Origin of the sequence: Leptospira ilyithenensis, from assembly GCF_004771005.1 — a bacterium.
Lineage (GTDB): Bacteria > Spirochaetota > Leptospiria > Leptospirales > Leptospiraceae > Leptospira_A > Leptospira_A ilyithenensis.
The window spans coordinates 88,744-108,046 of sequence record NZ_RQHV01000066.1 but is presented as its reverse complement, the minus strand read 5'-3'; the positions used below and the strand labels follow the sequence as shown (position 1 = coordinate 108,046).

16 protein-coding genes are annotated in these 19,303 nt (G+C 40.9%); 8 read left to right on the top strand and 8 right to left on the bottom strand.

Annotated elements, in window-relative coordinates:
- The 5 genes from yidC (at nt 1) to EHS11_RS19450 (ending at nt 6,094) form a co-directional block, all read left to right on the top strand.
- A complete protein-coding gene (gene yidC, locus EHS11_RS19470) occupies nt 1-1,956 on the top strand; it encodes a membrane protein insertase YidC (protein WP_210413727.1) in 1,956 nt (651 codons plus the stop codon).
- Between the two features lie 24 nt (nt 1,957-1,980).
- On the top strand, nt 1,981-2,703 hold the full coding sequence (gene jag / locus EHS11_RS19465) for an RNA-binding cell elongation regulator Jag/EloR (protein ID WP_135766059.1): 723 nt from the start codon (nt 1,981-1,983) through the stop codon (nt 2,701-2,703).
- Nucleotides 2,696-4,081: a tRNA uridine-5-carboxymethylaminomethyl(34) synthesis GTPase MnmE gene (gene mnmE / locus EHS11_RS19460; protein WP_135766058.1), complete on the top strand. Its 1,386-nt coding sequence runs from the start codon at nt 2,696-2,698 to the stop codon at nt 4,079-4,081. Before jag ends, mnmE begins: the two co-directional genes overlap by 8 nt.
- An 81-nt stretch (nt 4,082-4,162) precedes the next feature.
- Entirely contained in the window at nt 4,163-4,393 is a 231-nt protein-coding gene (locus tag EHS11_RS19455; protein ID WP_135766057.1) for a hypothetical protein, read from the top strand.
- An 87-nt stretch (nt 4,394-4,480) separates the two neighbouring features.
- Entirely contained in the window at nt 4,481-6,094 is a 1,614-nt protein-coding gene (locus EHS11_RS19450) for a hypothetical protein (RefSeq protein ID WP_167884508.1), read from the top strand.
- 3 nt (nt 6,095-6,097) lie between these two features.
- On the opposite strand, the gene EHS11_RS19445 is transcribed toward EHS11_RS19450, so the two are convergent.
- Nucleotides 6,098-7,021: an ankyrin repeat domain-containing protein gene (locus EHS11_RS19445; RefSeq protein ID WP_135766055.1), complete on the bottom strand. Its 924-nt coding sequence runs from the start codon at nt 7,019-7,021 to the stop codon at nt 6,098-6,100.
- Nucleotides 7,018-8,757 carry a GMC family oxidoreductase gene (locus EHS11_RS19440; RefSeq protein ID WP_135766054.1) on the bottom strand — a complete coding sequence of 580 codons (1,740 nt, stop codon included), beginning with the start codon at nt 8,755-8,757 and terminating at the stop codon, nt 7,018-7,020. The genes EHS11_RS19445 and EHS11_RS19440 overlap by 4 nt, the downstream gene beginning before the upstream one ends.
- 134 nt (nt 8,758-8,891) lie before the next feature.
- On the opposite strand from EHS11_RS19440, the gene EHS11_RS19435 reads away from it, so the two are divergent.
- Both EHS11_RS19435 and EHS11_RS19430 read left to right on the top strand, forming a co-directional pair.
- Entirely contained in the window at nt 8,892-9,926 is a 1,035-nt protein-coding gene (locus EHS11_RS19435; protein WP_135766053.1) for a DUF2804 domain-containing protein, read from the top strand.
- A 55-nt stretch (nt 9,927-9,981) separates the two neighbouring features.
- Nucleotides 9,982-11,115 carry a catalase family protein gene (locus EHS11_RS19430; RefSeq protein ID WP_135766052.1) on the top strand — a complete coding sequence of 378 codons (1,134 nt, stop codon included), beginning with the start codon at nt 9,982-9,984 and terminating at the stop codon, nt 11,113-11,115.
- Here the strand turns inward: EHS11_RS19430 and EHS11_RS19425 are convergent.
- The 4 genes from EHS11_RS19425 to EHS11_RS19410 all read right to left on the bottom strand — a co-directional run bounded on the left by EHS11_RS19425 (nt 11,098) and on the right by EHS11_RS19410 (nt 16,584).
- A complete protein-coding gene (locus tag EHS11_RS19425) occupies nt 11,098-14,187 on the bottom strand; it encodes an efflux RND transporter permease subunit (RefSeq protein WP_135766051.1) in 3,090 nt (1,029 codons plus the stop codon). The genes EHS11_RS19430 and EHS11_RS19425 overlap by 18 nt on opposite strands.
- An 83-nt stretch (nt 14,188-14,270) precedes the next feature.
- Nucleotides 14,271-15,050, bottom strand: a complete 780-nt coding sequence (locus EHS11_RS19420) for a hypothetical protein (protein ID WP_210413726.1) — start codon at nt 15,048-15,050, stop codon at nt 14,271-14,273.
- A 121-nt stretch (nt 15,051-15,171) separates the two neighbouring features.
- The gene (locus EHS11_RS19415) at nt 15,172-15,699 is read right to left on the bottom strand and encodes a helix-turn-helix transcriptional regulator (RefSeq protein WP_135766049.1); all 528 of its coding nucleotides are present in this window, start codon (nt 15,697-15,699) and stop codon (nt 15,172-15,174) included.
- A gap of 231 nt (nt 15,700-15,930) precedes the next feature.
- The gene (locus EHS11_RS19410; RefSeq protein WP_135766048.1) at nt 15,931-16,584 is read right to left on the bottom strand and encodes a DsbA family oxidoreductase; all 654 of its coding nucleotides are present in this window, start codon (nt 16,582-16,584) and stop codon (nt 15,931-15,933) included.
- A gap of 45 nt (nt 16,585-16,629) precedes the next feature.
- Here EHS11_RS19410 and EHS11_RS19405 point away from each other — a divergent pair, with 45 nt between their 5' ends.
- Nucleotides 16,630-17,823 carry an Acg family FMN-binding oxidoreductase gene (locus EHS11_RS19405; protein WP_135766047.1) on the top strand — a complete coding sequence of 398 codons (1,194 nt, stop codon included), beginning with the start codon at nt 16,630-16,632 and terminating at the stop codon, nt 17,821-17,823.
- Between the two features lie 10 nt (nt 17,824-17,833).
- On the opposite strand, the gene EHS11_RS19400 is transcribed toward EHS11_RS19405, so the two are convergent.
- A complete protein-coding gene (locus tag EHS11_RS19400; protein WP_135766046.1) occupies nt 17,834-18,736 on the bottom strand; it encodes a sulfite exporter TauE/SafE family protein in 903 nt (300 codons plus the stop codon).
- 10 nt (nt 18,737-18,746) lie between these two features.
- A complete protein-coding gene (locus EHS11_RS19395; RefSeq protein ID WP_135766045.1) occupies nt 18,747-19,301 on the bottom strand; it encodes an LIC12231 family lipoprotein in 555 nt (184 codons plus the stop codon).
- Nucleotides 19,302-19,303 lie beyond the last annotated feature (2 nt).

Sequence of the window (19,303 nt, the reverse complement as noted above, 5' to 3'; positions counted from 1 at the left end):
ATGCAAAACGATACCACAGCCAGACAAGGCAGACTTTTTCTTGCTCTATTCATCAGCCTCGCGGCATGGATGGGGATCAATTATTTCTTTTTTCCAACGAAACCGGAAGTTCCCAAAGCCCAAGTAACACCTGTTACATCCGGACCTAAAAAAGAAACGAATCAAGCAAACATCAAAGAAGCTGCAAAAAACAAAGATCTTCCTCCTGCAGACGCGCAAACAAAACCGTCTTCGGTTGATGCAAAAGATATTAAAACCTACAATATCAAAACGGATTCGTTTTTAGTCAGTTTTTCCAGCCTTGGCGGAAGGATCACTGAGTATTACATTCGCAATCATAAAGAAGCGGACGGTTCCGATTTTATCATCGCAAAAGATCCGAAATTCGAAATCAACTTTGACGGACAAGTCGAACGTGCCGTGGAGCTTTCCCGCTTCGAAGGTTTTGATTTCAATATCATAGAAGACAAAGACGGGATTCCTTATTCCGGATACAACAAAGTCAACTTTGTTTCTTCTTACGATGCTTCTACCAAAACGATTACATTCGAAGCACCGTCTTTTGATGGCAAGTATCTCATTCAGAAAAAATTTCAATTTTTCCCTACTGAAAATTATTTCAAATTCAACTTAACTCTTAAGAACCTAAGTAAAGAAACAGTGACTCTGGCGTCTTCCGGTTCCGAAACGTTCTTCCGATCGTTCGGTTCTCTAGGTCCCATTCTAAAAGGCAAAGATGAATTCAACGATCGGGATACCGCGCATTATTTCCGTTATTACTACTTGGACGGATCTTTCAAAGACCACGTAGACGGCACGACCACAATCGGATTTTTTGATAACATCTTCGGTTCCGGCGACGGAAAAGACGAAAGATTTGAAATCAAAAAAGGAATCAACGAAAGAGTCGATTTCGTAGGAACGGGAAGCCGTTACTTCATCGCCGTTCTCGATCCGCTCACACACAAACCTGCAGGTGTTCTTCTGGACAACCGTAAAGGTAATGAAACAGGCGTTTTGCTAGCTTATGACGATTGGAAATTGGCTCCGGGCGAATCCGTCCGTTTGGATTATGCAGCTTATGTAGGAGTCAGAGAGCTTGACGGAACTGCGTTCCGTGACAGCAAGTTCGATCCGATCATCAATAAAGAATCTCCATTTGCGGGACTCAGCGATTCACTCAATAAATCATTTAATCAAGGTATTACGACTCCGCTTCGCAATGCGATCATTTGGGTTTTGAAAAAAATCTATCTTGTGATCCCGAGTTACGGTTGGGCGATCGTTATCTTTGCCATTCTATTCAAACTCGCTTTCTACCCGCTGAACAAAAAACAGGCGGAGTCCATGAAAAAGATGCAGGAACTTTCTCCTCAGATCAAAGCTCTGAACGAAAAGTATGCAGATGATCCCAAACTCAAACAAGAAAAAACGATCGAACTCTATAAAAAGAACGGAACCAATCCGATGTCCGGTTGTTTGCCGATGGTGATTCAGATCCCGATCTTTATCGCTCTTTACACTGCATTCTCTGACACTGTGGATCTTTGGAATTCTCCTTTCCTTTGGATCAAGGATTTAAGTGAACCGGATACTGTTTTCACCACACCTAAATTGATATTCATCGGTGCACTTAGCATCAACGTTCTTCCTCTCATCATGGTTGCGACCCAAGTGGTTCAATCCAAGATGACTACCGTTTCCACCGACCCGAACCAAAAAATGATGATGTACATGATGCCTTTTATCATGTTATATTTTTTCTGGTCCATGCCTGCCGGTGTAACCATGTATTGGACAATGCAAAACATTCTATCGATCGCCCAACAGTTTTATACAAACAAGTTCGGCAAAAAAGACGATAACAAACCTAAGTCGGCCAATCAATTGAACGAGTCTTCGAACGGTGCGATCCCTAAGAAAGGTTTTAGAAACCAACAAAAACGTAAAAAGTAATCATAGTATTTAAGGAAAGATTATATGGATAATTACATATTTGAAGCAGAAGGAAAAACAAAATCAGAGGCTGAGGAATACACACTTGAGACGTTGAGGCTGGAACCCGGTGATCTCAAATTCGAAGTAGTGGATTCCGGTAAGTCCGGCTTTTTGGGGATCACTCAGAAAAAGCCTGCCGTAGTACGAGCGTTTGTTGCCAATACCGACATCCCTTCTGAAAAAATCATTCACGGAGTCATCATCACCATCCTTCGAAAAATGGGGATTCCTGCGGAAGTTGTGGGAATGGGAGATGTGGATGGAAAAATCTACGTAGAACTTGCAAGCAAGGAATCAGGACTGATCATCGGAAAAAGAGGGGGAACTTTGGATTCTCTTCAATTTCTCGCGAACCTGATGGTTGACCCTCGCACCCGCCACAACCGCAAAATCGTTTTAGACATCGAATCCTACCGCGACAAACGCGAGTTATCTCTCATTCGACTTGCAAAATCAATCGCTTCTTCCGTAATCAAAACAGGACGTTCCAAACTTTTGGATCCGATGAATCCTTTCGAAAGAAGAATCGTTCACATGGCGATCCAAGACGACGAAAGAGTATTCACCCGCTCCGAAGGGAACGGAACATTCAAACGGGTCAGAGTGATTTCTGCAAAAGACAAACACAAGTACAAGGATTTGGAAGATACCTCTAAAAAAGGTCTGCCTGTAGAAGACTTCGCAGACTCAGAAGAGCTTGATTGATACAATTGCCGCATTATCTACCGCAAGCGGACCCGGAGCGATCGGAATCCTCCGGATCTCCGGTAGAAATACAATCAAGATAGCTACAACTCTACTTTTCAAGAACGACACAGCACTCACAGAACACTACCTCCAAGAGCACAAAAGATCGGCGATCTTTTGTGATTTTATCTTCAAAGGAAAACCTTTCGACCAAATCGTATTTTTATTTTTCCCAGCACCTAACTCATATACAGGCGAAGATCTGGGAGAATTCCATCTACACGGAAATCCCATCCTTCTGAAAAAAGCATTGGATGCTATCTTTCAGACGGGTGCGCGCCCGGCAGGACACGGAGAATTTACCAAACGGGCTTTTCTCAACGGAAAACTTTCCCTCACGGGTGCCGAAGCCATAGGAAGACTTATCGAAGCACGTTCCCGTTATGAATTGGAACTTTCTCAAAAAAATGTTTTTGGAGAACTATCCAAACTCGCATCCAAAATACGAAGCGATTTGATTTCATTGAAAGCAGAGTGCGAAGCGGAAATTGATTTTTCTACGGAAGACCTGACCTTTGAAAGTCTGGAACAAAGAAAAGAAAGAATGATCGCTTTACGGGATTTATGTTCCGCTTTGTTGCAAAATTCGGAACGTGCGGAAAAATTGATATTACAATCAACAGTGGTTTTGTTCGGAGCACCTAATACGGGAAAGTCGAGTCTGATGAATCTTCTCATCGGAAAGGATCGTTCCATCATTTCCGATATTCCCGGCACAACTCGGGACTATATCTCGGAAGACATCACACTCGACGGTCTTCCCATCCGTTTGGTAGATACCGCAGGTGTGCGGGAAACTTCCGATGAAATCGAGATTTTAGGAATCGAAAGAAGCGAAAGAGAAGCAGATTCGGCTAATCTTCGTTTGATTCTGATAGATGTTTCGCAAGCCTTGAATCAAAAAGAATTCGTCAATGCATATCGGAACCGGCTTCCCGGTTCCATTCTGGTGGCAAATAAAATCGACATCCCTCATTCGGATTGGAACCGCAAGGAATGGGAAGAAGACAGCAAAGCCTTATCTTTTCAAATCGCTGAAGTTTCCTGTAAAACCAAACAGGGGCTTGGTGATCTACTTTCCCTTCTAAAAGACAGACTGAGTGCCAAGGAAGCTTTGGAAGATGTGGTTCTTTTGGAAGAAAGACAAAGTTTTCATATAAGAGCGATTTACAATCATTTAGCGGAAGCAGTCGGGCTTTTGGAATCTTCCGCTCCTGCTGAAATTTATATTCAAGAAATCAATTCGGCGCTGCGCGAAATAGGAGAAGTCAATGGCCGCGTAGACAATGAAGAAATTTTAGGTCGTATTTTCAGCAAATTTTGTGTAGGAAAATAATCTGAAATTTTAACAAATTTTATATTGTCGAAAGAAAAGACAGGTCTCAAATTGAGTCCACAATCATTTCGAGGTATAAAAATGAAAAAATTCCTAGCTATTCTCACAGTCGTCTCTTTCTTCTCCTTCGGAGTTTTCGCACAAGCAGCAGAAGCTGACGAAGAGCCTACTATGCAAAATGAAGAAACGGAAACTGTAAAACCTGAGAAAGCTGAAAAGCCGGGAAAAGGTAAGAGCGAAAAAGCGAAAGCTGAGAAAAAAGGCAAAAAAGCGAAGAAGGCTAAAAAAGCAAAAAAAAAGAAATCTGAATAAGATTTCCTTATACCCCATAGCCCCTGTTTTTACAGGGGTTTCTCTTTCTGATTTTACTTTTCCAAAAATTCAATTATTATAAATCAGATGAAATACCCAGCTTGCAAGATCCTTTTTTTTCAATTTGTACCTAGCGTGTGTTTGCTGGTATTGACCTGTTTACCGGGTCAATGGACAAAAGAAAAAACAAAACCGAATTCATTTCTTCTCAATCTAAAAATAGATAACTTACCGAAGCAACCCGACTTGGAAAAATTGGGTTTTCACATTCGCATTTATAACTGTGCCGCCGAAGACTTGAAAGCTTACAAAGCTCAACCCAAAAAAAATCTTCCTGTTTGTTTAAAGGCTCCTTTCTCAAGTTCCCATCCTTCACAAGGACTCGCGTCCTCCATTACCATTCATCCGACTGTGGAAAACTTTTCCTGGACTCATCTCTCCATCGAACTCACAGGCATCGAATCTATCAAAGGAATGTATTCCCCAGGCCATAATCCTTTTTGGGTAACCAATGGAGAAAATACAAAGGACGTTTCCATCAATCACACGTTTCATTTTGTATCTCAGGAAAATCTAATCCCTGATGAAAAACAAAAGAAACTGGCCGAAACTTTTTCTCCCATTCTGGTTTTTCATAAAGATAAGAAAGTATTACCAACTAACATGGAAAAGTATTTTCCGAATTACTCCACTGAGGAGTATCCTCTTCCGGGAAATGATATCCGTCGTTATTCTACTGGAAAAGAGTCATGGAAATATATGATTTTTCCCGATGAGAAAAAAAATCAAGGCGACACTCATCTCTACTATCATGTTCGTTATGCGAAGTCTACGGTTTCGGGGACACAAAAAGAAGCTCTCCCCGGTTTCCGGGACAATTGGAATTATTGGTATGAAGAAGCCGACGGAGATATGGTTATCTCCTATTGGATATGGTATGATTTTAACGAAGGACCTACTAGCTTCGGGAATGTTCACCAGGGAGACTTGGAGTCTTATTCCATTTTGGTTTCCAAAGAGGGAAAACCGAAACGAATCATGCTGACAGGACATGATCATGTGTTACTTGACACTTCATTTCAAAATATTAATTCATTGAATTCCCATCCGATACTTTATGTGGCAAAAGGAAACAAAGGTGCAGATGGAGGAAATCCGACATCAGCTTATGAAGATTATACGGTAAAATTGGAAGCTGGAAATTTTTTATTCAACTGGATTTCCGATCCGGAGGATATATTTCCCGTATTTGATTCTGAAAAATCCCTCATCATCATTCCCGATAGCCTGGATGCAGGCAAACTGGAAAAAGTGAAAATCGGATCAGGCTTGAACAAAACAACACATTACGTTGATGCAAGAAAAATGATTTTGAAACGAATTGTAAAATTGGTTGCTTGGGAAGAACCGGGTTGGATCGGCAAAAAAGCGGACAAAGATCCGGATGGAAATCATACCGTTTCGGCGGATATAGAAAAGATTTTAAGTTTTGAAGGTAGACTCGGCAAACACCCTCGTGGATCTCTTGTTTGGCGGGAATTGAAACAATACGGGGAATCTCCTGAAAATGCCCCGTTCAAAACGAATATAGAACAACATTTTAGTTTTGAAAGTCCCCGTATCGAAAGAAACCATGAAGACAGAAAGGGAAATTACGGACCGAAATGGGCTGGGGATGAAAAGACCCCGCAAACGGAGTAGAATTTAGTCTATCTTCCATTTGTATTTTTCTTCCGTAGTGAAAGGTTTTTCTTCTGCTACAAAAATTTGAATCTCTTTGATTTTGGATGCATCGTTTGCATCCAAAGCTTCCTTCCATACTTTTCCCAAAGCTTCTTTTGCTATTTTCAAACTATGCCCGTATTTTTCCCGATGCAAAATGGAATAAGCAGTATCCCCTTCATAGTTTTTTGCAAGAAGATTGACACCTAACTTTACCCATTCGATAATAAACTCGGTAGCATCTCCTTCACATGCGGAAAGTAGCGGAGTGTTTCCCAGTTCATCCTCTGCTTCCCTTTCAAGATCTAAACCGATTAACAAAGGCAAGATGGAATCCAGATTTCTTTCCGCTGCCAGATGAAATGCGTTTTTTCCTTCCGAATCCACATGCAAACAGGTTCCGGGAGCAATTCGAATCACATCGGAGACAAAACCTTCTTCTCCGGAAACAACCGATTGCAAAAAAGCATTCCATCCTTCTTTATTTTTCATTTCCCATAAATCATTAGGGACTGAAGGCAAAATCAAATCCCAGATGTCTTTCAGATCGGTTTCAATCAGATAGTGTAAAATCGTATTTCCGGATTCACCTTGTGTTTCCCAACTAACGGAAATTCCTTTTTCTTTCGCACCAGCCAAAGCACTTCCTAAATGGGAGATGGACCTGGAATCATTCAAAGATACTGCTTCAAAAAAAGGAGATCCTCCCGTTCTCTGAGGAAAAAGAGGATCAGCACCTAATTCTAATAATATGGATAAAGTCTCATGGTCTTTTTTTCGAATCGACCAGGAAAGAGGAGTCACTCCGAATCCATCCAATGAATTGAGGCAATTCGGATCTTCTTTAAATACTTCCCGGATCTTTTCTAAATCACTTGCCTTTACGAAATCAAATAAGGAGTTCATTTCCCTTTAATGGAATGAGTCGGCTTTCTTTTCGGCGAGCGAAATAATATGGAATCGAATTTTCTCTTCTTTTCAAAGGCAAAAAAAGAGACGGTTTTTTCCTGTTTGGGCGCAATCATACTCATCGCTCTTTCCGATAATGCGGCGATAGTAAGACTAGGATTGACTCCTAAATTTACTGTGAGCATGGAAGCATCACATACATAAAGATTTTCATAACCGTAAACTTTGTTTTCATAATCAATCACTCCCTTTTCGGGAGAATCTCCCACAATGCAACCCCCCATGATATGACCTGTTACGGGAGCGCCGAGCAATGTATCATTCAAAGAACTGCGAGGAAACCCTCCTGCAATTTCAGCCAATTTGCGGGCGAATGCATTCGCAATGGGTATATAAGTAGGAGTCCTCTCTCCCGTGGAAAGAGCAGACGTCATCGTTTTTTGAAAGGGCCATACGAATCTTCTCCGCCGAACAAGCTTTACGCTGTTATCAATCGTCTGCATCACAAGCAAAATGATGGATCTTTGTGCGAAGCCGAAAGGATTATGAGCTTTTAAAAAATAAATCGGTTGGGTCAACATGATCCAAAAAAATTTCACAGGCCTTGGGATTTTTCCTCCTCCATCCGCCATTACGCTTGCAAGCGTTCCCAGTAAGTCGGAGCCTTTCGAATAACGCACAGGTTCAATATGAGTGCTTTCGTCAGGATGAACGGAAGAGGTAATGGCAATTCCTTTGGAAAAATCCGCATTCTTATCAGAGACAGTCACAGGAAGAACGGTTTCACTATTGGTCCTTACCATATCACCTAGCTTAGGCGACAAGCGGATCATTTTTTCCTCTTGTTCCATCTTCAAAAGAAGACCGACTGTTCCCATGACACTCGCGGAAAGAACCACTCCCTTGGCTTTGAATTTCCGTTTGGGAAAACCAAACCATCCCGTAGTGCTTTTTGTAGAAATTTCATATCCGAAATCTCCGTTTGCTTCCGGGTCAGCTATCCCCCGTTTGTTGAGAGGTATAAGACTTATTGCTTTCGTTTCCGGTAAAATTTCAGTTCCTAATTTTTCCGCAAGATAAAGATAGTTTTTGTCCAGAGTATTTTTGGAATTATGCCTGCAACCCACCATACATCCACCACAAAAAGTACATGGGTCCCGGTCGGGTCCGTCTCCGTCGAAGTAAGGATCTTTCGATTCCGTCTTATGTTTTTCATTTCCAAAATAGATTCCGACGGGAGTTTTTCTAAAAGTATTTTCCTTTCCGAAAGTTCTTGCCGTTTCCAAAAGCAATCGATCGGGTTCCCAAAGTTTGGGATTTTCAGTAACACCTAACATATGCTTTGCCACTTCGTAATAAGGCAATAATTCCTTTTCTCCACCCATTTTGGAATAGGTCGGGCTATTGAAAAACTTGGACGGAGGAACGTAAAGAGTACAAGCATACACAAGAGAACCGCCTCCGACACCCGCACCGCTGACCAGCAAAAAATCGTTTAATAGATTCATTCTCAATATTCCGTAAAACCCAAGTCTGGGCATCCAAAGAAACTTGCGAACAGACCAATTGGTTTTGGGAAAGTCTTCGGATGCCCAACGTTTCCCCGACTCTATGACCAAAACAGAATATCCTTTTTGAGCCAATCGGAGCGCGGACACGCTTCCCCCGAATCCTGATCCGACGATAATATAATCGTAGTCATACGGTATAGATTTAGGAATGGATTGATTCATAGTTCTTTTTTCCTGAAAGTAATCTTTGACGAAAATGGATAGATGATCCCGCTTTCAAATTTATGTCAATCTGCTCTTAATAAGATGGTAAATTTGTTATAGTCAATATTGACCAATCTACTAAATCATTCAGAATGACAGAAATTATCTCTTCTCTTCCCCTGCATTCTGCAAAAGGAGTTCTCACAAAAGCAGGCTGGGCCCGTGCCCCCTACTGGAAATATGATCGTGCCGCCATCCAATCTCCGAAATGGAGAATCAAAGAATGGGATTATTATTCCATCCTTTCTCCAAAACAAGAGTTCGGGATCACGTTTACAGCGTCAGATTTAGGTTATGCGGGGATGTTCGCCATTTGTTTTATTGATTTGAAAACGGGAAAATTCAAACAAATCGATACGCTTTCCCTTTTGCCGATGGGCAAAACAGGATTCCCTGCCACCAACAAAAACGGAGTCATCAGTTATAAAGATGATAAATTGACATTGGAATTTACGATGAAACCCGGAAAACGAAAGATCAAATTCGAATCCGCTCATATGGAATGCAGTAACGGAGAAGAAGGAATAGAAGGCGAAATTCATTTGGCAGAACCGAAAGATCTGGAGTCCATGAATATTGCCACTTCATGGAAGGAAAATAGAAAAGCATTTTATTATAATACAAAGATCAACTGTATGCCTGCTTCCGGCGGATTTTATTACGGAGGTAACGATTACAGTCTTAACGACAAACAAGATTTAGGTGCGTTGGATTGGGGTCGCGGAGTTTGGACTTATAAAAACAGATGGTATTGGAGTTCCGCGTCGGGACACTTGGGCAAAAAAACTTTCGGATTCAATTTAGGCTACGGATTCAGTGATCGTTCCCCTGCTTCAGAAAATGTACTGATTTATGAAAACAAAATTCATAAATTGGATGAGGTTCTGTTTCATATGAATACGGAAAACTATATGGAACCATGGAAATTCACCAGCAATGACAACAGATTGAACCTTTCTTTCCAACCGATCGTAGACAGATCGTCGTCGATCAATCTATTGATTATGAAATCCGTTCAACACCAGGTATTCGGTCATTTCAACGGGACAGTTGTTTTGGATTCCGGCAAAAAACTTGAACTGAAAAACTTCCTTGGTTTTGCAGAAGACGTATTGAATTGGTGGTAATTTTTTCCTCTTTGGACTAGACAGAAAAATCTTCCGGGTTTATCCTAGAAGATTAATGAAACAGATTACACCTTACGCACTTAGCCTCATCTTCCTCCTTCTTCCGTTCTGTGGCGGACCTTATGTTAAGATTCCTGCGAATGTGGAGTTAGGAAAAGAATACCCATTCCCTGACGAAGAGGACACAACCAAACGAACATTAGACTTAACACTCAAATCATTGGAAGAAAGTTATGCTTCTACCGATTTGGTAAAAAGAGATGCTCACCCCAAACATCACGGTTGTGTTGCCGCTTCCTTCACAGTAAACAAAGACATAGATCCGTCTTTGAAACTGGGAGTTTTCCAACCGGGGAAAAACTATTCCGGATTACTTCGTTTTTCCAACGGAGCACAGAAGCCGAAGTCCGATAAAGAAGGAGATATCCGGGGAATCGGTATCAAACTTTTCGATGTTCCCGGAAAAAAATTATTAGCGGATGAAATTACTGCAACTACGCACGATTTTTTACTGATCAATCATCCTATTTTGCCGATCGGGGCACCTGACGAGTATTTGGCGCTTTTCGAAGCTGCATTTGCGGGCAAACCCGCTTCTTATGTTTTCGGATGGAATCCTTTCGGATGGAAACTGGGAGCCTTATCAAAAGTAAGAGCGATTCGTGGCAAAAAAATTTCCAGCCCTTTGGAGATCAGATATTGGTCCACCACTCCTTATGCATTGGGAGAAAACAGAGCAGTTAAATATTCGGTGAAACCTTGTAAAGACATGGTATCTGAAATTCCATCCGATGCGGGTGAGAACTATCTGAGAGATACATTGAGAAAACAACTTAAAGAATCCGGTTCTTGTTTTTCTTTTTTAGTACAATTGCAAAAAGACCCGAAATCAATGCCTGTGGAAGATCCGGCTGTGGAATGGGACGAAAGCGAGTCTCCTTTTATCAAACTGGCGGAAATTCAAATTCCAAAACAGGAATTTGATTTCAAAGAAATGGACACTCTTTGTGAAAACGCTTCCTTTACTCCTTGGCATGCGCTTCCCGAGCATCGTCCGTTAGGTGGAATCAACAGGGTTCGTAAGCCAGTCTATATCGGAATCTCCAAATATAGACATGAGCGAAACAAAACCCCGAGAAAAGAATTGGGGAAAAAAGATATCCCTGCTAAATTACTTCCTTCCTCTTAACCGATAGTAGGCGGAAAAGCTCGCTGGTATAAAAATCAGTGAGCCGAAAGTTCCAAATCCGAGCCCCCAAGCAAGAGATAGAGTCATTGGAATGAGCATCGGATCGGATCCTCCGATCGCATAAGCGGTTGGAATCATACCTGCCATCGTTGTCATCGTTGTCACAAGGATCGGTCTGAATCTTTCTGCGGAAGCGGTTACAAGCGACTCATACAATCCTTCTCCCTTTTTCTGAAACTCTTGGATCGTATCTACAAGTACGATCGAAGCATTTACAATTACCCCTGCGAGTCCGATGATTCCGATCATCGCAAGAAAGCTCAATGCTTTGCCGGAAATTAAAAACCCAAATACAACTCCTATAAATCCCAAAGGAATGGATAGTATGATCAGGATAGGTTTGGTCAAACTATTGAAGATGATTGCAAGGATTGCAAAAATCCCGAACATGGCAAGTACTCCCGCTTTCGCAAGAGACACCATAGACTTTTCGGTTTCTTCCTGTTCCCCGCGGAATTTGATTTTATAACCCGGATATTTCTTTCCAAGGTTTCCGAATTGTTCGATGATCTTGGAATTTACTATATTGGAACTGGTGATCGCTTCATCAACGTCTGCAAGTACAGTGATCGCCTTTTCATAATCATTATGATAAAGCGCTTCGATTCCCTGTACAATCGTTTTGGTAGTAACAGCAGTTAGAGAAGTCAATAGTCCGTTTTTGTTTGTGATCTGAATGGCGTTCAAGTCTTCGATTCCGTCCCGATGACCGTCTTCGTTTTGAATCACAATCTTAATTTCGTCTTTTCCTTTTCTTAGATTGGAAGCTTCGATTCCTTCCATTGCCGTTCGCACATAATATGCAGTCAATTCCGTATCAATTCCAGTCATAGCGGAAGCAGTATCTTTGACACGAATTTGAATTTCTTCTCTACCCGGTTTGTAATCATCGCGGATATTGATAACACCTTTTTCTTTGTGAAGAAAGGATTGCATTTCTTCGGAAATGACTTTGATCGTTTTATAATCTTTGCCTTCAATCGCGACGGTAACCGCTGATCCGATCGGAGGGCCGTTGACAACTAACTCTACCATGACGCTCAAGGCATTCGGCAACATTTTCAATTCCGATTCGATTTCTCCGAAAATCTCCTGCGCCGTTCTTTTACGTTCCGTTTCCGGAACCAGGATGATCTGCGCCATTCCCAGTTGTTCTCCGATCCTGGTCAGAGGATCGGTGGGATCTGTTTGTTGAATGCCGACTTTTAAAATGATACTTTGCACTTCTTCTTTGGGGATACGTTTCAAAATAGGTTCAAAGTATTGCAGTTGTTTGGCGGTTTCCTGCGCGGAATAATCGGGAGGAAACTCCGCCTTTATCATTACATAATCAATTCCTTCTTTGGGAAATAGGTTGAAATTCATAATTCCCAACATTCCGCAGGAACTGATGAAAACCAAAAAGATCATCCCGAGCGTAAGTACAGGTCTTGCGACTACCTTTCTGATGAATCTTTCGAAAGCATTTTTGCATCTTTCGAAACCGGTTTCCAAAACAGTCCGAATCGAATTTCTGATCCCCGATTTTTTATCTTTTTTCTCTTCAACAGCGAACAGAGAATAACGTACGGGAAGTAAGAAGAAAGATTCAAACAATGACAGTGTCAAAGCAACAATCACCATAAAAGGAATTTGCCAAATGAACTTGCCCATGATTCCGGACATAAAAGCCATCGGTAAGAATGCAGCGACTGTTGTTAAATAGGAACCGATAATCGGCACGACCAATTCACTTGCGCCTTGTACGGCTGCTGATTTTGCGTCCCAATTCTGAGAGCGGTATTTGTAAATATTTTCGGAAATAATGATACTATTGTCGACCAACATCCCGAGTGAAATGATAATCCCCAACATGGACACCAGATTGAATGATACATCAAACAAAGGAAAGGCGATGATCGTGCCAAGTAAGGTCAAAGGAAGAGAAAGACTGGTGAGAATCGAATCTCTCAAATTAAAGAATACGATCAGCACAATGACTACAAGCACAAGCCCCTGCAATGAGTTTGTGATTACAACATCCAATCGTTTTGTCGCGCGGTGCCCTTCATTGTTCAAATCTGAAAATTGAATATTCGCAGGAATTTGTTTTTTGATCTCTACAATTGCGAGCTTGATCGCATTTACAGTATCGATGATATCGGCACTGTCCTTTTTGATGATTTGCAAAACATAGGCGTCATTGCCGCCTGAGATCGCAAGCATCCTGGGTCTTTCGTAGGTGTCTTTTAAAGTAGCCACTTGAGAAAGTAAAATCGCATTGCCCGTTTCATTGGAGCGAATGGGGACATTTTTAATATCATCCATCTCGTTGATTTCCCCGGTCACCCGAATGTCTTGTGTGATCGGTCTGAGAAAAGATCCGGCAGGAACGCTGATATTTCTTTTGGAGATAGCGTTGATAATGTCGGAGAATCCAAGCGTATAACGAGACTTAAGCATAGGATCGACGCGAATTCTCCATTCTTCCTTCCGTTTGCCGAATGCATCGACTCTTCCCACACCGGATACCTTTCGAATTTCATCTTCAACGATCCGACCTACTTCCTGGAGTTCCTTTTCATCGACAGCTCCGTGGATCGCAAGTTCAAGAATTGGAAAGTTGGAACTTTTTTGTTCCGTAACAATCGGACGATCCTTCACCTGCGCAGGCAAACTTGTCACACGATCCACAGCACGTCGAATGTCATTGACCACCTGGTCGGGATTGTCGTTTTCCAAATCGATTTTGATACTGATGTCCGATTCGGTGTTTCTGGAAATGGATCTGACCAAATCCAAACCCTCCACTTCGCGAAGTTTTTCCTCGATCGGAATGGTTACTTTTTTTTCCACATCCACCGGGCTTGCGCCGGGATAAATGGTCAAGATTCTCACTTGGCGAAAATTCACTCGGGGAAATGCTTCCCGTTTCATAGACAAAACAGAGATGATGCCAGCTAAAAACAAAAATACGAAAATCAATGTTGCAACTAACGGTTTATATACGAAGTAATGTATTATTTTTTTCATAATGAAGGGTATTTAGAGAGATTAAAAATAACTAATTTTTTGACAACAAAACAAACGCGAAATCTCAGCCAATATATGACAAATCACTTCATTTTACGAATGATATTATGATTGCATCCTCCCCCACCGACTTTTACCACCAAACAACTTAAGAAGCCCGGATGACCTGATTTGTACCAAGACATCAAATATTTTTTTGTATGAGCAATGGCCAATTCGCCTGCAAATTCATGATATGTTCTGCCGATTCCGGGAACCTCTGTCCCTCCCCTGATCGAATTGTTTCCGTCTTTATGCATGCAAGCATGAGTTGCTCCAACCAATCCGGTTTTCCAATCACTCTCGGGAGCCGTAAAACAATCCAGTTGATCATCAATGGATTCATGAGAATATGGATACATACCTGATTGCAAATTCTTTATATAAGAAACATCTTTGAAGTCCTCTACAGGAGCAAGGACGGGAAGTGGGGCCACCATCTCCGCCCAATTGCTGTGAGAATAAAAATCCTGAATCACATGCATCCCCCGCCCTAGCCTGATCAATGCCGGATCTCCGCTTAGATGTTTTGCATCATTCACGATTTTCTCTAGATTTTCACTACAGCCTTTGAAATTGGAATTATCACAATGAAACTCGGTTCGATCCGGAAAGAGTTTATCACCTTGTAAATTCCCCTGCATAATGATTTCAGCACAAGGTGCTCCAATTTCCAATTTTGTATCGTCTGCAAACTGTTCCATCGCTTGAAAAGTAATCTCCCTATGTGTGTAGGGTCCCCAAGAACTGAAGCTCTTTAAGGGAAAAATCGAAATCTGGTTCAAAAATAGGATCAGGATCGTAAATCCGAAAAATTTTAGCATCTAATATTTATGACTGATTGGTCATCCATAATAGAAAAACAATATTGACTATCTGGTCAATATTTACAAATTTTTTACAACTCTAACTAAGTATTATCTTGTAAGAATTTCCGCCACGAAATCATTTTTCATCGGGCAGTAAGGGGAATATGAAATAGGCGATGAAATCCAGTTTTCCACGAGTTCCCGCTTTCTGATAAACCGAATAGATTTGAGCTTCAATAGTTCGGAGGCTGGTTCCTCTAATGCCCGCAATCTGTTGGTTGGAAAACCCCCGGAGTAGGTAGGTTGCTATTTCCGATTCTGTTTCCGTATATTTCCATGTTAGGAATTGCTTCTGGATCCCATTCCAAAATTCTTCCCGGTTTGATTTACTTAAAAGATTTGTGTGGCTCAATGTTTCGATCAATTGTTTCGATTCCAAAATCTCCTTTCTTAAGGATATGGATTCCAAAAATACAAAGTATGCACCTAACAAAGATAAAATTCCTATGGCGATTTCAAAATATGCGGAATACTCGGAAATAAGAGTGGCGAGTTTGGATTCGCAAAAAACTTCAATCGATTCCAAACTCATCCAAAACAAAACCACTAAGACATATATAAGAAAGAATTTGGATCTTTTTGGTAATAATAGATGAAAACTCATACGTACTCCCTGCAACTGTGACATTCTCTTATAGATAGAATCATAAAATAAGGATAAAGCCTGACTCATATGGAAAGACAAGGATAATTATTCTATGGTCTTTGCTGGCATCACTTCCATATTGGCAAAGTTAGGATTAGAGAGAGTCTCTGCGGAAGCGGGCTTAGGTGTTCGAACCACTATTATCTTTTTTATTATAAAGCGATCAAGGAAGGAGTTGTTTCTAACGAATCAATTGTTCTCTTCTTTGAGAATCGTTTCAATGACATCCACAAACACTTCGGGATTCTGAGCACCGCTCACAGCATATTTGCCGTGGAAAATATAATACGGTACTCCGCTGATTCCATTCTGATGATAATAAGCTATCTCTTGGCGGATATCGTTTGTTCCCATACCCTTATCCCAAACATCATTGAAGATGGATTCATCCGAGATAAATTGTTTTACAATATCATACACAACTGCCCGGTTCGTAAGATCGGCGCCTAAGATAAAATGAGACTGAAAGAAAAGATCCGCCATCTTGTCTTGCTTGGCTGAATCGGTGAGAAGGCTCAAGAATGTATGCAATTTTAAAGTATTGGGAGCTCGTTCGATTTTTTCAAAATGAAACGGAATCCCTATATCGATTCCTATTTTCATGATCCTTTCCCAGGCAGCATCTAACCCACGTTCATTTCCGAACTTTGCAACCAAGTGCTCCCGGTAAGGAACGCCTTCTTCGGGCAATTCCGGGTTTAACTGAAAAGGCCTCCACTTGATTTCCGGCACGACTCGATCACCTAATCGGTCCAGAGCGATTTCCAATTTTCTTTTGCCTACGTAACACCAAGGGCATACTACATCGGAAACAATATCAATTTTGAGTGGAGAAGGAGCCATTGTAATTTAGACTTTATACCGGTCGGAAGGGGACTATCAAATTTTATGAATCATCCGTTTTTTTCACGTAAAAAATTCATCTTTAAAGTTTTTCAAACAAGTGCTATTTTCTCCCTATCTCCCGTTCTGGGAAAGTTATATGCTTATGGAAAAGAGGAATCCCAAATCTTCCGACAAGATCCTTTTCTATATGCGGAAAACATCGGCCTCAAAAAACCCATAGAAAAAATCATTCTCACGGCAACTATTGCACCTAATTCGCATAATACGCAGCCATGGAGGATTAAAATCGAATCCGATTCTTCCTTTTTGCTTTACGGAGATGATAAAAGAACCCTCCCAGCCATTGATCCTATCAACAGACAGTTTTATCATACCCAAGGAACTTATTTGGAGTTGGCGAAATTGGCGGCAGATGCTCTAGGATATGATTCTAAAATTTCCTTATTTCCCAAAGGAATTCCGTCCGCCAAACAAATGAATGTTCTACCAGTGGCAGGATTTCAAATTTCTCCCATAAAGCAACGAACACAAGATTCTCTGTTTTTATCACTTCCCAAAAGACAAATGAACCGAAGCGAATATTCCGGAGATTGGATTACGGAAGATGAATCCAAAGAACTAAGGAACTTAACAAATCCTAACTCAATTCAACTTAAATTTATTTTGGGTGAAGATCAGATACAGTCTTACCTGCCTTTTCTCATAGACTCATTTGCAATGGAAACAAACCTGAAAGCACAAAATGAAGTAACGAGAGTTTGGTTTAGAAAGGAAAGCGAAGATGTTTATTCCAAAAGAGACGGACTCAGTTTGGAAGGAAACGGAGTTTCGGGGATTAAGGCATGGATTGCCAAAAAATTCTTTTTGGATTTAAGTTACGAAGGATGGCATTCGGAAGCATCTAAAAACGCATCGATCGAGCTATTCAAATCGCAAGCAAAATCTAGCAAAGGTTTGGTGCTTTTTATCTCCAAAGGAAACGACGATGCCAAAGAATGGATACGAACGGGAATGGATTTTATGCGTTTCAGTCTTGCCGCTGCCGGCAAAAACCTCGCCTTTCATACAATGAATCAAGCCTTGGAAGATTACCCAGAAAGTTTGGGTTTTTATAATGAAATAAAATCCAAACTGGGACTTCAAAAAAAAGAAAGAATCCAATTGTTGGGTAGATTGGGAAGAAGCGATTATCATTATGAATCTCCCCGAAGGGATTTGAAAGAAATATTAATCTGAAATAGCAGGACTATAATTTCGGAAACTTTGAAAAGAAATACCAAGTAACAACAACTAGTTGGGAAATACCGGCGATTCGGAGAATCACATAAGGTTCTACTTTGACAGCCTTCAAAGAACCCACTCTCGCACCGAAAAATCCGCCGATAGTTCCGACAAGTGCAAGATCCAAATAAAGTTTTCCCTGAAAATAAAATAGGATCGTTGTTCCCAAAGATGTTAGAAAAATCCCGAGAAAAGAAGTAGCGACTGCTTCCACCGGCTCCATTTGAAAATAATAAACAAAAAGCGGAACTGCAAGAAAACCTCCGCCTATCCCGAGTAAGGAGGAGAAGGCACCAAAAAAGAATCCGGTAATCAGAAGAACAATCAGTGTTTTTTGTTTGGAGGGAAGATTTGTTTTTGCAGAGCTTCCGGGTTCGAAAGGATTTGATTTCTTTAATTCGGAAGCTTTTTTCTTTTTGATGGAAGAAATTAAATTATAAACCCCTAATATACTCATTGCAAATGTAAAAACAAACAAATACACAAATTCCGAAACAGGCATACCATAATACAATTTTCTTCCCAGTTCCGTATCTTCAAATCTTCCGAATTTCCAAGCAACGTACTGAGCGGAAGGGATGGATGTAATCAATAGAAGGAAACCTTCCTTCCAGCGGATTTTATCGTTTTTCCAATAAACAAATAATCCGGAGAGAGCCGATACGGGCATTTGTGCCAAGGAAGTGGCGACCGCCTGAACTGCCGTTAGGTGAAAAAAGGAATGAAAGAAAGGAGTATAAACGAATCCTCCTCCGATTCCTAAAAACGAAGCGATGTACCCTACAAGAAATCCAACTATTAAAACCGTCAAAATCCCCGGGTAAAAACCCAGGGCAAATTGATTGAATATCTCAAAATTCAAATACAAACTTCAGTCTTTAAAAATGAGATTTGGCATCGTCGAAAAATTGATTGGTAACTCGTTCGAATACTTCCTTTTCGGTAGCACTGTCCAAATTCACCCAAACAAGAAAACTCAAGAGGATCCATTGTGTGTAATTTCGAAATACATGATATTCGTACACTTGAACGAGTTTTCCGTTTTTATAAAGATGATATTGGATATCATACCCGTCTTGTTTGGACCATGCCGGGAGGATTGTCGCCGTCAAAGCGGATAAAGTAATAAAAGCAAGCGCCGGAGTCGAAGGACTTCTATAATTCACTTTGACATTCACCAAATACCCGTTTCTCGGTATATCACTTCCTTCCGTTGTCTTTTTAAAAGGGGACTTTGAATCAAAATATGTTTTCAATGCTTCTCTTCCTCCCAAATTGAATTGGGGAAAAGTAGGAAGTCCGTAAACAAATTCCGAATCATATTGTTTTTCCTGCGCAGGAACAGGAGGAATCTTGTCGTAGTCTCTGTAACTGATCAGACAATTGGAAATGCTAAATGCGAATAATAATAAATTTAAGATTCTTAGTAACATCT

What these genes read in the sequence shown, in the direction of transcription:
- EHS11_RS19435 (WP_135766053.1), top strand. Translation starts at nt 8,892, where the DNA reads ATGACAGAAATTATCTCTTCTCTTCCCCTGCATTCTGCAAAAGGAGTT.
- yidC (WP_210413727.1), top strand. Translation starts at nt 1, where the DNA reads ATGCAAAACGATACCACAGCCAGACAAGGCAGACTTTTTCTTGCTCTA.
- EHS11_RS19445 (WP_135766055.1), bottom strand. Translation starts at nt 7,021, where the DNA reads ATGAACTCCTTATTTGATTTCGTAAAGGCAAGTGATTTAGAAAAGATC.
- EHS11_RS19410 (WP_135766048.1), bottom strand. Translation starts at nt 16,584, where the DNA reads ATGGCTCCTTCTCCACTCAAAATTGATATTGTTTCCGATGTAGTATGC.
- EHS11_RS19440 (WP_135766054.1), bottom strand. Translation starts at nt 8,757, where the DNA reads ATGAATCAATCCATTCCTAAATCTATACCGTATGACTACGATTATATT.
- EHS11_RS19395 (WP_135766045.1), bottom strand. Translation starts at nt 19,301, where the DNA reads ATGTTACTAAGAATCTTAAATTTATTATTATTCGCATTTAGCATTTCC.
- jag (WP_135766059.1), top strand. Translation starts at nt 1,981, where the DNA reads ATGGATAATTACATATTTGAAGCAGAAGGAAAAACAAAATCAGAGGCT.
- EHS11_RS19420 (WP_210413726.1), bottom strand. Translation starts at nt 15,050, where the DNA reads ATGCTAAAATTTTTCGGATTTACGATCCTGATCCTATTTTTGAACCAG.
- EHS11_RS19415 (WP_135766049.1), bottom strand. Translation starts at nt 15,699, where the DNA reads ATGAGTTTTCATCTATTATTACCAAAAAGATCCAAATTCTTTCTTATA.
- EHS11_RS19405 (WP_135766047.1), top strand. Translation starts at nt 16,630, where the DNA reads ATGAATCATCCGTTTTTTTCACGTAAAAAATTCATCTTTAAAGTTTTT.
- EHS11_RS19455 (WP_135766057.1), top strand. Translation starts at nt 4,163, where the DNA reads ATGAAAAAATTCCTAGCTATTCTCACAGTCGTCTCTTTCTTCTCCTTC.
- EHS11_RS19450 (WP_167884508.1), top strand. Translation starts at nt 4,481, where the DNA reads ATGAAATACCCAGCTTGCAAGATCCTTTTTTTTCAATTTGTACCTAGC.
- EHS11_RS19425 (WP_135766051.1), bottom strand. Translation starts at nt 14,187, where the DNA reads ATGAAAAAAATAATACATTACTTCGTATATAAACCGTTAGTTGCAACA.
- EHS11_RS19430 (WP_135766052.1), top strand. Translation starts at nt 9,982, where the DNA reads ATGAAACAGATTACACCTTACGCACTTAGCCTCATCTTCCTCCTTCTT.